The following is a 13,520-nucleotide window of genomic DNA, read 5'->3' as shown; positions in this document are numbered from 1 at the left end:
ATGACCGACATCGTCCTTCTCGACGGCGGCATGGGGCAGGAGTTGATCCACCGCGCGGGCGACCGGCCGACACCGCTGTGGTCGACGACGGTGATGATGGAGCATCCCGGCCTCGTGCGCGCGGTCCACGACGACTATTTCACCGCCGGCGCGACCGTCGCCACGACCAACACCTACTGCGTCCACCACGACCGACTGGAGGGCACGGGGTTCGAGGGCCGCTTCGCGGACCTGCATGCGCAGGCGCTTGACGAGGCGACAGCCTCGCGCCGCGCGGCGCATGGCGGCCGCATCGCGGGCAGCATCGGCCCTCTTGTGGCCAGCTACCGCCCCGACAGGCACCCGCCGCACGCCGAGGCCGTTGCGAAGTACGCCGAGATCGCCCGCCTTCTGGGCCCCTCGGTCGACTTTCTTCTGTGCGAGACCGTCGCCTCGCTTGCCCATGCCCGCGCCGTGCTGGAGGGCGCGCTTGCAGCGGGCAAGCCGGTCTGGCTGTCGGTCACGGTCGACGACGAGGATGGGTCGCGCCTGCGCTCGGGCGAACCGGTGGCCGAAGCGGCGGCCCTGGCGAAGTCGGGCGGGGCGGCGGCGATCCTTGCCAACTGTTCGGCACCCGAGGCGATGCCCGCCGCCCTTGCCGCCATGAAGGACGCAGGGCTCCCCTTCGGCGCCTATGCAAACGGTTTCACCCGGATCACCAAGGAATTCCTGCAAGACAAGCCCACCGTCGATGCGCTTTCGGCGCGCGAGGACCTGACACCCGAGGCCTATGCCCGGCACGTCATGGCCTGGGTCGGCATGGGCGCCACCATCGTCGGCGGCTGCTGCGAGACCGGGCCCGCGCATATTGCCGCCCTGCGCCGCGCCCTCGAAGCCGCCGGCCACAGGATCGTCTGAGCCATGCGCCGCCCGTTCGACACCCCCCATGATACGAGACGCCCGACATGACGCTGCCCCCGACCCATGCCCGTGTCGTGATCATCGGTGGCGGCGTCTCGGGCTGTTCGGTCGCCTATCACCTTGCCAAGGCGGGCTGGACCGACATCGTCCTGCTGGAACGGCGCAAGCTGACCTCGGGCACGACGTGGCACGCCGCCGGGCTGATCGGGCAGTTGCGCGGCAGCCAGAACATGACGCGCCTGGCGAAGTATTCCGCCGATCTCTATGTCCGGCTCGAGGCCGAGACCGGCATCGCCACGGGGATGCGGCAGGTGGGCTCGATCTCGGTCGCGCTGACCGAGGCGCGGCGGGAAGAACTGCTGCGGCAGGCCACGCTTGCCCGCGCCTTCGGCGTCGAGGTGCACGAGGTGGGTCCGGCCGAGGTCACCGCGATGTATCCGCACCTGAATGTCGAAGGCGTGACCGGCGCGGTGCACCTGCCGCTCGACGGTCAGTGCGATCCGGCCAACATCGCCATGGCGCTGGCCAAGGGCGCGCGCATGGCCGGGGCCACGATCCTCGAGGATGTCGAGGTTCTGGCCGTCACCGACGACGGCCGCCGGGTCACCGGGGTCGACTGGATCGCGGGCGACGACAAGGGCCACATCGCGGCCGAGGTGGTGGTGAACTGCGGCGGCATGTGGGGGCGCGAGCTTGCCGGTCGGTCCGGCGTGACACTGCCGCTTCATGCGTGCGAGCACTTCTATCTCGTGACCGAACCCATTGACGGGCTTGGGCATCTGCCCGTTCTTCGCGTGCCGGATGAATGCGCCTACTACAAGTCCGACGCCGGCAAGATGATGCTGGGCGCCTTCGAGCCCGTGGCCAAGCCCTGGGGCATGGACGGCATCCCCGCCGATTTCTGCTTCGACAGCCTGCCCGAGGATTTCGAGCATTTCGAGCCGATCCTCGAAGCCGCCGTCAACCGGATGCCGATGCTGGCGGACGCGGGCATCCACACCTTCTTCAACGGCCCTGAAAGCTTCACCCCCGACGACCGCTACTATCTGGGCGAGGCGCCCGAGCTCAGGGGCTACTGGATCGCGGCCGGCTACAACTCGATCGGGATCGTGTCGTCGGGGGGCGCGGGCATGGCGCTGGCGCACTGGATCACCGAAGGCGCGCCGCCCTTCGACCTGTGGGAGGTCGATATCCGCCGCGCCCAGCCCTTCCAGAAGAACCGCCGCTACCTGAAGGAACGCGTGACCGAAACGCTTGGGCTGCTTTACGCCGATCATTTCCCCTACCGCCAGGTCGCGACCGCGCGCGGCGTCCGCCGCAGCCCCGTGCACGAGCATCTCAAGGCGCGCGGCGCCGTCTTCGGCGAGGTCGCGGGATGGGAGCGAGCGAACTGGTTCGCCGCCCCCGGGCAGGAGCGCGAATACCAATACGACTGGGGCCGACAGAACTGGTTCGACAACCAGCGGGCCGAACACATGGCCGTGCGCACCGGACTTGGGCTTTTCGACATGACCTCGTTCGGGAAGATCCGGGTCGAGGGGCGCGACGCCTGCGCGCTTCTGCAGAAGCTTTGCGCCAACGATGTCGACGTCGAGCCCGGCGGCATCGTCTATACCCAGATGCTGAACGACCGGGGCGGAATCGAAAGCGACCTGACGATCACGCGCCTGTCCGAGACGGCCTTCCTTCTGGTCGTCCCCGGCGCCACGCTGCGCCGCGACATCGCCTGGGTTAAGGACCATCTGAACGGCGCCTTCGCGGTGGTCACCGACGTGACTGCATCCGAGGCGGTGTTCTGCCTCATGGGTCCGAAGGCGCGCGACCTGATGCGTGCGGTCAGTCCCAACGACTTCGGAAACGCCGCGCATCCCTTTGGCACCGCACGGGAAATCGAGATCGGTATGGGTCTGGCCCGGGCCCACCGCATCAGCTATGTGGGCGAGCTTGGGTGGGAGATCTACGTGTCCACCGACCAGGCGGCGCATGTCTTCGAAGCCCTGGTCGAGGCGGGCGATCCCATGGGTCTGACGCTCTGCGGCATTCACACGCTGGACAGCTGCCGCATCGAGAAGGCCTTCCGCCATTTCGGCCACGACATCACCGACGAGGACCACGTTCTCGAGGCCGGTCTTGGCTTCGCGGTGCGGACGGGGAAGGGCAACTTCATCGGACGCGATGCGGTGCTGCGCAAGCGCGAAGCGGGGCTTCAGCGCCGACTTCTGCAATTCCGGCTGACCGACCCCGAACCGATGCTCTTTCACAACGAGGCGGTCGTGCGCGACGGGAAGATCGTGTCGATCGTGACCTCGGGCAACTACGGGCACGCCTTGGGCGGGGCGATCGGCCTTGGCTACGTGCCTTGCGCCGGCGAGACGGCGGACGAGGTCCTTGCCTCGGACTATCAGATCGAGATTGCCGGAAGGCGCCACGCGGCGGTGGCAAGTCTTGCGCCGATGTATGACCCAAAGGCAGAGAGGGTACGCGCATGAGCGGATCGGTGGAACAGGTGGCACGGCCACGGCGGACGGGCGGTCGGGCGGCGCAGATGGCGGCGCGGGCAGCGGCCAAACCCGAGGCGCAGCGCGCGGTGCGGGCGGGCATGTCGGGCGGGCAGTACAGGCCCCTGTCCGAAGCCGACGTCCTGCGCATCCACGAGGCGGCGCTTCAGGCGCTCGAGGTGATCGGGCTGGCCAATGCCCCGGCCTCCGGCGTCGAGATCCTGACCGGCGCGGGCGCGATCCTGGGCGACGACGGGCGCATCCGCTTTCCCCGCGCCCTGGTCGAGGACATGCTGGCGGTGGCGGCGCGCGACCTCACGCTGCACGGGCGCGACCCGGCCTACGATCTTCATCTGTCGGGCACGCGCGTTCATTTCGGCACGGCCGGCGCGGCGGTGCACATCGTCGATCCCGTGACGGGGAACTACCGCGACTCCACCGCGCGCGACCTCTATGACGCCGCGCGCCTTGCCCATCACCTCGACAACATCCACTTCTTCCAGCGCACCATGGTCTGCCGCGACGTGACCGACAACTACGACATGGACGTGAACACGCTTTACGCCTGTCTGTCGGGCACGACCAAGCATGTCGGCACGTCCTTCTCCGAGCCCGGCCATTTCGCCGGCTGCATGGAGCTGATCCACATGGTCGCCGGCGGCGAAGAGGCCTGGCGCGCCCGGCCCTTCGTGTCGAACTCGAACTGCTTCGTCGTGCCGCCGATGAAGTTCGCCGAGGAAAGCTGCATCACGATGGAGCACTGCGTGCGCGCCGGCATGCCGGTGCTTCTGCTGTCGGCCGGGCAGGCGGGGGCGACGGCGCCCGCGCCACTGGCCACCACTATCGTGCAGGCCGTGGCCGAGTGCCTGTCGGGCGTCGTCTATGTGAACGCGATGAAGCCCGGCCATCCCGCGATCTTCGGCACCTGGCCCTTCGTCTGCGACCTGCGCACCGGCGCGATGTCGGGCGGGTCGGCCGAGCTTGGCCTGCTGTCGGCGGGCTGCGCGCAGATGCATCAGTTCTACGGCCTGCCGGGCGGCGCCGCCGGCGGCATCTCGGACAGCAAGCTGCCCGACATGCAGGCGGGCTGGGAGCAGGGCATCACCAACCTTCTGGCCGGTCTGTCGGGCCTGAACCTGGTCTACGAATCCGCCGGCATGCATGCTTCGCTTCTGGGTTTCTGCCTGCCCAGCCTTGTGCTGGGCGACGACATCATCGGGCAGGTCCTGCGCTGCGTGCGCGGGATCGAGGTGACCGAGGACAGCGTCTCGATCGAGGTGATGAAGGACGTCTGCCTTGGCGGTCCGGGCCACTATCTTGGCGCCGACCAGACGCTGCGCCTGATGGAGACGGAATACGTCTATCCCAAGGTCGGCAACCGGATGAGTCCCAAGGAATGGGTCGAGGCCGGCCGCCCCGGCCTCATGGACCGCGCCATGGCGCGCACCGACGCGATCCTGTCGCAGGCGCCCTGCCAGGTGGCCTCGGACATCGACCGCGCGGTGCGCGGGGCCTACAACATCCACTTCTGAGGCGTCACCCGACCGGCTGTCCGATCGCGCGTCCCGCACCCTCGGGGCGCGGCAGCCCGGCGTGGGCGCGGACATGGTGCGCCAGCGCCGCCTCGACCCCGGGCTCGGGCGGGCAGGACCGGCGCGTGGTCAGGTCGGTGTGCAGAAGCAGCGTCTCCATCGTCGCGGCCAGCGTCCCGTCGGCGCGCGCGATGCGATGGAAAAGGTGCAGCTTCTTGCCGCCCCCGCCCAGCACCTGCGTCGTCACCGTCAGCCGGTCGCCCGCCATCACCTCGGCAAGGTAGCGCAGGTGGTTCTCGACGGTGAAATAGCTCTTGCCCGAGGCGATATAGGCGGCGTCGGCCCCGATCATCTCCATGAACCGGTCCGAGGCCTGCGCCCCGATCTCGAGGTAATGCGCCTCGTTCATGTGGCCGTTGTAATCGGTCCAGGTCACCGGCACTTGCCGGTCGACCGTCACCGGAAGATCGACCGGCGCGGGCGGGGGCAGGGTGGCCTCGTGCGCGACAAGCACGCCGCCGGCGCCCGATCGCGTGTGCCGCAGGGCGCGCAGGATGCCGACAAGGTTGTCGTCGCGCAGCCGTTCGAGTTCGCGGATCGTGCGATGCCCCGATTGCGCGTCCGACTGCGAGGCGATCAGCGTCACCAGATCGTCGTTGAATTCCGGCACGTCGGTCAGCCGCGACCAGGGCCAGCTCAGACAGGGCCCGAACTGCGCCATGAAATGCTCCATCCCCGCCTCGCCGCCGGCGATGCGGTAGGTCTCGAACAGGCCCATCTGCGCCCAGCGAAGCCCGAAGCCCATGCGGATCGATTCGTCGATTTCCTCGGTGGTGGCGATCCCGTCCTTCACCAGCCACAGCGCCTCGCGCCAGACGGATTCGAGGAAGCGGTCGGCGATATGGGCATCGATCTCCTTTTTGACATGAAGCGGGAACATCCCGATCCCGCGCAGCACCTCGGCCGCGCGGGCGCAGGTCGCGGCATCGCCCACAAGCTCGATCAGCGGCAACAGGTAGACCGGGTTGAACGGGTGCGCGACGACCGCCCGCGCGCCTTTTTCGTTCAGTTCCGATGGCTTGAAGCCCGAAGTGGACGAGCCGATGATCGCCTCGGCCGGCGCGGCGGCCATGATCTGGGCAAAGACGCGGTGCTTGATGTCCAGCCGCTCGGGCACGCTTTCCTGGACCCAGTCGGCCCCCGCGACCGTGGCTTCGACCGTGGCGTGGAAACCCAGCCGACCCTCGGGCGGCAGCGCCCGGTCATAAAGCGCGGGCAGGCTGCGTCGGGCATTTGCCAGAACCTCGCCGATCTTGCGTTCGGCCTCGGGGTCGGGGTCGAAGACCGCCACGTCCCAGCCGTTGAGAAGGAACCGCGCGGCCCAGCCGCCGCCGATCACCCCGCCGCCCACGATTGCCGCCTTGCGTGCCATGTCCGTTCGTCCTTCGTCCGACCCCCATGGGGTCATTCTTCAAGAATTGGGGCTGTCGTCCCGCGCCGCTCGTTCGCGCGCCGCGTCCGCGTCCCCCAAGGGCACCCGGACGCCCGGCCGGATCACGCCGGGGTCGTAGGGCGTGCGGGCGAAGACCTCGGCCACCATCGGCCGGAAGAAATCGACGGGCAGCGTGGCGTAGTCGGGATCGAAGCTTGCCTGATCCCAGCGCTCGCAGAACGCGGCGCAGTCGTCGAAATAGCGGTGGCCCGCGTGGCGCGATCGCTTGTCTGGATCGGCACCGACGTGCTGACCGTAATAGAGAAGCTGGAAGTCGCCGTGCTTCTCGACCACCCAGGTGCATTGCTCGCGCACGAAGGGCTTCAGGATCGTCGCGGCATATTCGTCGTGATTGTGGGGCGCATGGATGTCGCCGATATCATGAAGAAGGGCCGCCACCACCCAATCGGTGTCCGCGCCGTCCCGCCAGGCCCGCGTCGCGGACTGGAGGCAATGCCCAAGACGTGTGATGCGGTAGCCCGAGAAGCTTTCGTCAAGCTCGACAAGCGCCTTGAGAAGCCGGTCGCCCGTGCCCGCCACATGCGCATGCTCGTGCCGGGCGAGAAGGTCGTAGTCGTCCTTGTCGCCATCCTTCATCGCGGTGAATTTGACCGTGTCCAAGGCAGCCCCCTAGCCGCGCGGCGCGCGTTTCACGAGGCCCAGCTTCTTGCGGACCTCGGCCGGGCCGATGACGCGGGCGCCCATCCCCTCGATGATGCCTACCGCGCGCTCGACAAGCTGCGCGTTCGTCGCGAGCACCCCCTTGTCGAGCCAGAGGTTGTCCTCGAGCCCCACCCGCACGTTGCCCCCCGCAAGCACGGCCGCCGCGACATAGGCCATCTGGTGCCGGCCAAGCGAGAAGGCCGACCATGTCCAGTCGGACGGCACGTTGTTGACCATCGCCATGAAGGTGTTGAGGTCGTCGGGCGCGCCCCAGGGCACGCCCATGCACAACTGGACCAGCGCGGGCGACTTCAGCACGCCTTCCCGCACCAGTTCCTTGGCGAACCACAGATGCCCGGTGTCGAAGGCCTCGATCTCGGGCAGGACGCCGAGGTCGGTCATCATGCCGCCCATAGCCCGCAGCATGCCGGGCGTGTTCGTCATGACATAGTCGGCCTCGGCGAAGTTCATCGTGCCGCAGTCAAGCGTGCAGATCTCGGGCAGGCATTCGGCGACATGGGCCATCCGGTCCTCGGCGCTGCCCATGTCGGTGCCCGCGGAGTTGAGCGGCAGCGGCGCGCTCGGCGGGCCGAAGACCATGTCGCCGCCCATGCCGGCGGTCAGGTTCAGGACCACATCGACCTCGGCGTCGCGAATGCGCTCGGTCACCTCGCGGTAGTAGGCGACCTTGCGCGATGGCTTGCCGGTCTCGGGGTCGCGGACGTGGCAATGCACGACCGCCGCGCCGGCCTTCGCGGCCGCGATCGCGCTTTCGGCGATCTGCTTGGGGCTGCGCGGCACATGCGGGGACCTGTCCTGCGTGCCCCCCGATCCGGTGACGGCGCAGGTGATGAAGACCTCGCGGTTCATGGCAAGCGGCATGGGTTCCTCCCTCAGCGGCCCTTCCAGACCGGGTCGCGTTTCTCGGCGAAGGCGCGGGCGCCTTCCTTCTGGTCCTCGGACCGGTAAAGGCGTTCGACCGTCTCGAACTGGCTTTTCGTGATCCGGTTCATCGCGTCCTGGAACTTCATGCCTTCGGCCTCGCGCACGACTTCCTTGATCGCGGCCATGACCAGCGGTGGGCCCGCCGCGATCTCGTCGGCCATGGCGCGGGCCACGGGCAGAAGATCCTCTGCCGGAAGGACGCGGTTCACAAGGCCCCAGCGCGCGGCTTCCGCCGCGTCGATCCAGCGGCCGGTGATCAGCATCTCCATCGCGATGTGATAGGGGATGCGGCGCGGCAGCTTGATCGAGGCGGCGTCAGCCACCGTGCCGGAGCGGATCTCGGGCAGGGCGAAGGTGGCGTGCTCGGCGCACAGGATGATGTCGCCCGACAACGCAAGCTCAAGCCCGCCGCCGCAGCAGATGCCGTTGACCGCCATGATCACGGGTTTGTTGAGCCCGCGCAATTCCTGCAACCCGCCGAAGCCGCCGACGCCATAGTCGCCGTCGACCGCGTCGCCGGCGGCGGCGGCCTTCAGATCCCAGCCGGGGCAGAAGAACTTCTCGCCCGCCGCCGTCAGGATCGCCACGCGCAGATCGGGATCGTCGCGGAAGTCGGTGAAGACCTTTCCCATGATCCGGCTGGTGACAAGGTCGATGGCATTGGCCTTCGGCCGGTCAAGCGTGACTTCAAGAACGGCGCCGCGCCGTTCGGTGCGGATCGGTCCGTCGGTCATGTCGGGTCTCCCTTCCTGACAAGTGCGTCCACCGCCACCGCCCGTTCGGGCGTGCAGATCAGCGGGTTGATCTCGACCTCGTCGATTTGGCCCGGGTGCGCGGCGACGTAAGCCTGCACGGCCAGCACGGCTTCGGCAATGGCATCGAGGTTCGCGCCGGGCTTTCCGCGATAGCCCTGCAGCACCGGCGCGATCCTGAGGCGTTCGAGGGCCGCGCGGATGTCGGTCGCGGTCACCGGCAGCAGAAGCGAGACGCGGTCGCGCATCAGTTCGGTCAGCGTGCCCCCCGCGCCCAGCGTCAGGACATGGCCGCTGGCCGGGTCGCAGACGACGCCCACCAGAAGCTCGGCCACCGCGCCGGTCACCTGTTCCTCGATCAGGAACGACGGCGCCGGCATCGCGGCCGCCGCCCGCGCCACGGCATCGGCGTCGGACAGGCCGATCACGACGGCGCCGGCTTCGGTCTTGTGGGCGAAGCCTTCGCCCTTCAGAACCACGGGGTAGCCGATCGCTTCGGCCGCCTCGGCCGCGCCGGCGGCACCCCCGACCCGCACCATGCGCGGGACCGCCAGGCCGAAGCCCGCAAGCGCGGCCTTCGCCTCGGCCTCGGCAAGAAGCCGGGGATCGGCCGGCAGCTCCGCCACAAGGGGCGGGGGGGACGAGGGCCGGTCCGGCATCACGGCCGCCGACATCGCTTCCAGCGCCTCGTCCATCCCGCAGAAGGGGACGATACCAAGGTCGATCGCGCGCCGTGCCTCGTCCTCGGGCAGGTTCTCGGGGATCGAGCCGATCAGCGCCACCTGCACCCCCGTGGCGTCCCGGGTCGCGCGCAGGGCGTTCACCACGTATTGCCACTCGGGGGAGGTGCAGCGGTCCGCGCGCGGAAAGTCGAGCACGACGCACAGCAGGTCGAGGCCGGGGTCGGCGGCGGCCGTGAAGGTCCGCGTCAGCGCGTCCTGATCGCCCCAGATATACGTGTGGTAATCCAGCGGGTTGGCCAGCGCGACCTTGGGCCCAAGCGCCGCGCGCAGGCCGGTCTTCTGGGCATCGGTGAGCGGTGGATAGGACAGTCGCGTGCCCAGGGCGCGGTCGGCCATCAGGCTGGCCTCGCCGCCCGAGCACGACAGCGACGCGATGCGCCCCGTCCTGAGCGGCCCCGCGACATGCAGAAGCTTCAGCGTCTCGAGCAGGACCGAGAGCGAGCCCACCTGCACGATCCCCAGCCGCTCGAACAGCGCGCGGGCGCCGGCGTCCGACCCGGCAAGCGAGGCGGTATGCGACACGGTCGCGACCTGCGCCTGTTCCGAGGCGCCCACCTTCAGCGCGACGATGCGCTTGCCAAGGCGGGCGGCGGTCGTGGCCATGCGCGCGAAGGCGGCCAGGTCGTCGATCCCTTCGATGTGAAGCCCCAGCGCGGTCACACGCGGGTCTTCCAGAAGCGTCGTCCCGATCTCGGACAAGCCGGTCTGCGCCTGGTTCCCGGCGGTCACGGCATAGGCCAGCGGCAGGCCCCGGCGCTGCATCGTCAGGTTGATCGCGATGTTCGAGGATTGCGTGACGATGGCGACACCCGTCGCCTCGCGCTGGCCGCCGTGCTGGTCGGGCCAGAGCGCCGCCCCGTCGAGGTAGTTCAGGAACCCGTAGCAGTTGGGGCCGAGGATGCGCATGTCGCCCGCGGCGGCGACAAGGCGGTCCTGGAGGTCGGCGCCGTCGGCAAGTTCGGCCAGCGCCTCGCGGAAGCCGGCGGCGAAACAGACCGCGCCGCCCGCGCCCATGCCGGCCAGTTCGGCCACCATGCCCACGGTCGCCTCGCGGTTCACGCCGATGAAAGTGGCGTCGGGCGCCCCCGGCAGGTCGGACAGCCGGGGCACGGCGGGCAGGCCGCCCACCTCGGCCTTGGTCGGATGCACCGGCCAGACCGCGCCTTCGAAGCCGATGGTGCCGCATTGGCGGACGATGTTGGCGCACCAGGCCCCGCCGCCGATGACCGCGATCGAGCGGGGGCGCAGCAGGCGGTCGAGTGGCTGCATGGATCAGGCCCCGAGCGGCCGGAACAGATCCCGGCTGATGATGTGGCGCTGGATCTCGCTGGTGCCGTCCCAGATCCGTTCGACCCGGGCGTCGCGCCAGAAGCGCTCGATGGGCAGGTCGTCCATCAGCCCCATGCCGCCATGGATCTGCAAGGTCGCGTCGGTCACGCGGGCCAGCATCTCGGTCGCGTAAAGCTTGGCCGAGGCGATCTCGCGGTTGGCGGGCAGCTTCTGGTCAAGCCGCCAGGCCGCCGCCAGCGTCAGCAGGTCGGCGGCGTCGATCTCGGTGATCATGTCGGCGATCTGGAAGCTTACGCCCTGGAACTTGGCGATCTGCTGACCGAACTGCCGCCGCTGGGCCGCGTAGGTCAGGGCGTGATCGAAGCAGCGCCGCGCCCGACCGACCGAGAAGGCCGCGACCGTCAACCGTGTGGCGTAGAGCCATTCGTTGACGATGTCGAAGCCCGCGTCGACCTCGCCCAGAACCTGCGCGTCCGACAGCCTGCAGTCGTCGAACTCGAGGACCGAGTTTGGATAGCCGCGATGCGACACCGACCGGTAGCCGTCGCGGATGGTGAAGCCGGGCGTGCCCCGATCGACGAGGAAGCAGGTGATGCGCTTCTTGGGGCCCTTCGGGGTCTGGTCCTCGCCGGTGGCGACGAAGACGATGACGAAATCGGCATGCGCCGCCCCCGAGATGAAGTGCTTCGATCCGTTCACTACCCAGTCGCCGCCCTTGCGGACCGCGCTGCACTTCATCCCGCGCAGGTCCGAGCCCGCGTCGGGTTCGGTCATGGCCAGTGCATCCATCCGTTCGCCCCGAACGGCAGGCAGAAGATAGCGTTCGCGCTGCTCGGGCGAACAGGCCATCAGGATGTTCTGCGGCCGCCCGAAGAAATGCGTCAGCGCCATCGAGCCGCGCCCAAGCTCGCGTTCCACCAGCGTGAAATCCAGGTGCGACAGCCCCGCGCCGCCGACCTCTTCGGGGAAGTTGCAGGCGTAAAAGCCAAGCTCGATCGTCTTGCGCTTGATCTCCTGCGCCAGCTCCTCGGGAACCACGCCCGTCCGTTCGACCTGCGCCTCGTGCGGGTAGATCTCGTTCTCGACGAACGCCCTCACGGTGGTGACGATCATCTCCTGTTCTTCGCTCAGCCCGAAATGCATGGCGCGGCACATCCCTGTCGTTTCGGCGACAGCCTATGCCGACTTGCGCAGGATCATCATGCAGGATTAGTCTGCCAATCATGCAGAATTCGCCTTTCCACGGCCCCACGCGCGAAATCGGGGTCCTGCTGTTCGACCGCTTCTCGAACCTGTGCCTTGCCAACGCGGTCGAGCCGCTGCGCGCGGCCAACACGCTGTCGGGGCGCGGGCTTTATCGCTGGCAGTTTCTCAGCATCGACGGCGCCGGCGTCGTGTCGTCAAGCGGCCTTCCGGTACAGCCCGACGCGCCGCTTTCCCGGCATCCGGGCGGCGATTACCTGTTCGTCATGCCAAGCTACGGCTTTCGACGTCATTCCACGGCGCCGACCCTGCGGGCCCTGCGTGCCGCCGCGCGGCGATTTCGCGTGGTGGTGGGCATGGACACCGGTGCCTGGCTTCTGGCGGCGGCGGGGCTTCTGTTGGGGCGCCGGGCCACGATCCACTGGGACGAGATCACGCCCTTCGCCGAACGCTTTTCCGACGTCGACGTGCGCCCCGATCGCTATGTGATCGACGGCGACCGGATCACCTGCGGCGGGGTGACGACGACCTTCGACCTGATCCTCGACCTGATCGAGGCGCAGCATGGCGCGATGCTGCGGCTGGATGTGGCGTCGCTGTTTCTGCACAGCGACCGGCCGCTTGCCCGCCGCGCCGACCAGGGGCAAGGGCGGCACGCGCCCTATGCCCCCGTGGTCGACGCGGCGCTGTCGGTGATGCGCCGCACGGTCGAGACCCCGCTTCCCGTCGCGGCCGTCGCGCAGGCGACAGGCGTGTCGCAGCGCGCGCTGGAGGCCGCCTTCCGCCGCGCCTTCGCGCTCACGCCGCAGGCGGTCTATCGCGGGCTGCGCCTGCGCGAGGCGCGGCGGCTGGCCGAAGGCACGCCGATGTCGGTGGCCGAGATCGCGGCGCGCTGCGGCTATGCCGATCCAAGCGCCCTGACGCGTGCCTTCCGGGCCGAGTTCGGCGCAAGTCCGCGCGACCTTCGACGGGCGGCCGGCGCCGGAACGGGGTGACCGGGACGCGTCGACCGGGGCGGGTTGGGTTGGGCCGGTGCGGATCGTCGGGTCCGCGCCTGCCAAGGCCGCCCGTCATGGTCCTGTCACAAAAGCAGTGCTATGCGCGGCCGACCCCGGCGCGCTAGGGTGTCCCCGACAGCGCCCACAACGGAGAGCGGACATGAAACTGAGCCAGGAACGCCTCGAGAACGGCGTCATGAAGATCGAGCTTCACGGAGCGCTCGACATCGCGGGTGCGGCCGAGGCCGACACGCCGTTCCGGTCGGCCTCGGAACGCGAGCGCCGGCTTGTGGTCGACCTGTCGGGCGTCGACTTCCTTGCCTCGATCGGAATCCGCGTGCTGGTCAAATCCGCCAAGGCCATCGCCCAACGCGGCGGGCGCATGGCCGTCTACGGCGCGCAGGAGACCCCGCGCAAGGTGCTTGAATCGACCGGGGTCCAGGGTCTGATCAACCTTGTCGACGACGAGTCGGCTGCGATCGCCTCGGTGACCCGCTGAAATGA

11 protein-coding genes are annotated in these 13,520 nt (G+C 68.9%); 5 read left to right on the top strand and 6 right to left on the bottom strand.

Translation table 11 applies throughout. The features are described 5' to 3' along the window. The 3 genes from ACRDNQ_RS15940 to ACRDNQ_RS15930 are packed head-to-tail and all read left to right on the top strand — an operon-like array spanning window position 1 to window position 4,930. On the top strand, window positions 1-897 hold the full coding sequence (locus ACRDNQ_RS15940) for a homocysteine S-methyltransferase family protein (protein WP_431829678.1): 897 nt from the start codon (window positions 1-3) through the stop codon (window positions 895-897). Between the two features lie 47 nt (window positions 898-944). Continuing rightward, window positions 945-3,389: a GcvT family protein gene (locus tag ACRDNQ_RS15935; RefSeq protein ID WP_431829677.1), complete on the top strand. Its 2,445-nt coding sequence runs from the start codon at window positions 945-947 to the stop codon at window positions 3,387-3,389. Continuing rightward, a complete protein-coding gene (locus ACRDNQ_RS15930) occupies window positions 3,386-4,930 on the top strand; it encodes a trimethylamine methyltransferase family protein (protein ID WP_431829676.1) in 1,545 nt (514 codons plus the stop codon). Before ACRDNQ_RS15935 ends, ACRDNQ_RS15930 begins: the two co-directional genes overlap by 4 nt. Before the next feature lie 4 nt (window positions 4,931-4,934). Here ACRDNQ_RS15930 and ACRDNQ_RS15925 read toward each other — a convergent pair whose 3' ends face one another. From ACRDNQ_RS15925 to ACRDNQ_RS15900, 6 genes are read right to left on the bottom strand one after another with little or no spacing between them, the layout of a single operon-like run. Then, window positions 4,935-6,362: a carnitine 3-dehydrogenase gene (locus ACRDNQ_RS15925; protein WP_431829675.1), complete on the bottom strand. Its 1,428-nt coding sequence runs from the start codon at window positions 6,360-6,362 to the stop codon at window positions 4,935-4,937. 39 nt (window positions 6,363-6,401) lie between these two features. Further along, window positions 6,402-7,043, bottom strand: coding sequence for an HD domain-containing protein (locus tag ACRDNQ_RS15920; RefSeq protein ID WP_431829674.1), 642 nt, complete (start codon window positions 7,041-7,043; stop codon window positions 6,402-6,404). Between the two features lie 9 nt (window positions 7,044-7,052). Then, window positions 7,053-7,967 (bottom strand): beta-keto acid cleavage family enzyme, encoded by a 915-nt coding sequence (locus ACRDNQ_RS15915; protein ID WP_431829673.1) that lies wholly within the window; start codon window positions 7,965-7,967, stop codon window positions 7,053-7,055. Between the two features lie 11 nt (window positions 7,968-7,978). Further along, window positions 7,979-8,764 (bottom strand): carnitinyl-CoA dehydratase, encoded by a 786-nt coding sequence (locus tag ACRDNQ_RS15910; protein ID WP_431829672.1) that lies wholly within the window; start codon window positions 8,762-8,764, stop codon window positions 7,979-7,981. Beyond that, complete coding sequence (locus tag ACRDNQ_RS15905) at window positions 8,761-10,794, bottom strand: acetate--CoA ligase family protein (protein ID WP_431829671.1); 2,034 nt, start codon at window positions 10,792-10,794, stop codon at window positions 8,761-8,763. The genes ACRDNQ_RS15910 and ACRDNQ_RS15905 overlap by 4 nt, the downstream gene beginning before the upstream one ends. A 3-nt stretch (window positions 10,795-10,797) precedes the next feature. Next, window positions 10,798-11,958 (bottom strand): acyl-CoA dehydrogenase family protein, encoded by a 1,161-nt coding sequence (locus ACRDNQ_RS15900; RefSeq protein WP_431829670.1) that lies wholly within the window; start codon window positions 11,956-11,958, stop codon window positions 10,798-10,800. An 80-nt stretch (window positions 11,959-12,038) separates the two neighbouring features. Here ACRDNQ_RS15900 and ACRDNQ_RS15895 point away from each other — a divergent pair, with 80 nt between their 5' ends. Then, window positions 12,039-13,013, top strand: coding sequence for a GlxA family transcriptional regulator (locus ACRDNQ_RS15895; protein ID WP_431829669.1), 975 nt, complete (start codon window positions 12,039-12,041; stop codon window positions 13,011-13,013). A 163-nt stretch (window positions 13,014-13,176) separates the two neighbouring features. Continuing rightward, window positions 13,177-13,515: an STAS domain-containing protein gene (locus ACRDNQ_RS15890; RefSeq protein WP_431829668.1), complete on the top strand. Its 339-nt coding sequence runs from the start codon at window positions 13,177-13,179 to the stop codon at window positions 13,513-13,515. Window positions 13,516-13,520 lie beyond the last annotated feature (5 nt).

Origin of the sequence: Saliniferula longa, from assembly GCF_050789285.1 — a bacterium.
Lineage (GTDB): Bacteria > Pseudomonadota > Alphaproteobacteria > Rhodobacterales > Rhodobacteraceae > CAVPWP01.
The sequence above is the reverse complement of the archived record's forward strand: the minus strand, read 5'-3'. Positions and strand labels throughout refer to the sequence as shown.

Bases quoted from the DNA above. Each gene is read 5' to 3' on its own strand.
- ACRDNQ_RS15890 (WP_431829668.1), top strand. From the start codon at position 13,177: ATGAAACTGAGCCAGGAACGCCTCGAGAACGGCGTCATGAAGATCGAG.
- ACRDNQ_RS15910 (WP_431829672.1), bottom strand. From the start codon at position 8,764: ATGACCGACGGACCGATCCGCACCGAACGGCGCGGCGCCGTTCTTGAA.
- ACRDNQ_RS15940 (WP_431829678.1), top strand. From the start codon at position 1: ATGACCGACATCGTCCTTCTCGACGGCGGCATGGGGCAGGAGTTGATC.
- ACRDNQ_RS15935 (WP_431829677.1), top strand. From the start codon at position 945: ATGACGCTGCCCCCGACCCATGCCCGTGTCGTGATCATCGGTGGCGGC.
- ACRDNQ_RS15925 (WP_431829675.1), bottom strand. From the start codon at position 6,362: ATGGCACGCAAGGCGGCAATCGTGGGCGGCGGGGTGATCGGCGGCGGC.
- ACRDNQ_RS15930 (WP_431829676.1), top strand. From the start codon at position 3,386: ATGAGCGGATCGGTGGAACAGGTGGCACGGCCACGGCGGACGGGCGGT.
- ACRDNQ_RS15915 (WP_431829673.1), bottom strand. From the start codon at position 7,967: ATGCCGCTTGCCATGAACCGCGAGGTCTTCATCACCTGCGCCGTCACC.
- ACRDNQ_RS15895 (WP_431829669.1), top strand. From the start codon at position 12,039: ATGCAGAATTCGCCTTTCCACGGCCCCACGCGCGAAATCGGGGTCCTG.
- ACRDNQ_RS15900 (WP_431829670.1), bottom strand. From the start codon at position 11,958: ATGCATTTCGGGCTGAGCGAAGAACAGGAGATGATCGTCACCACCGTG.
- ACRDNQ_RS15905 (WP_431829671.1), bottom strand. From the start codon at position 10,794: ATGCAGCCACTCGACCGCCTGCTGCGCCCCCGCTCGATCGCGGTCATC.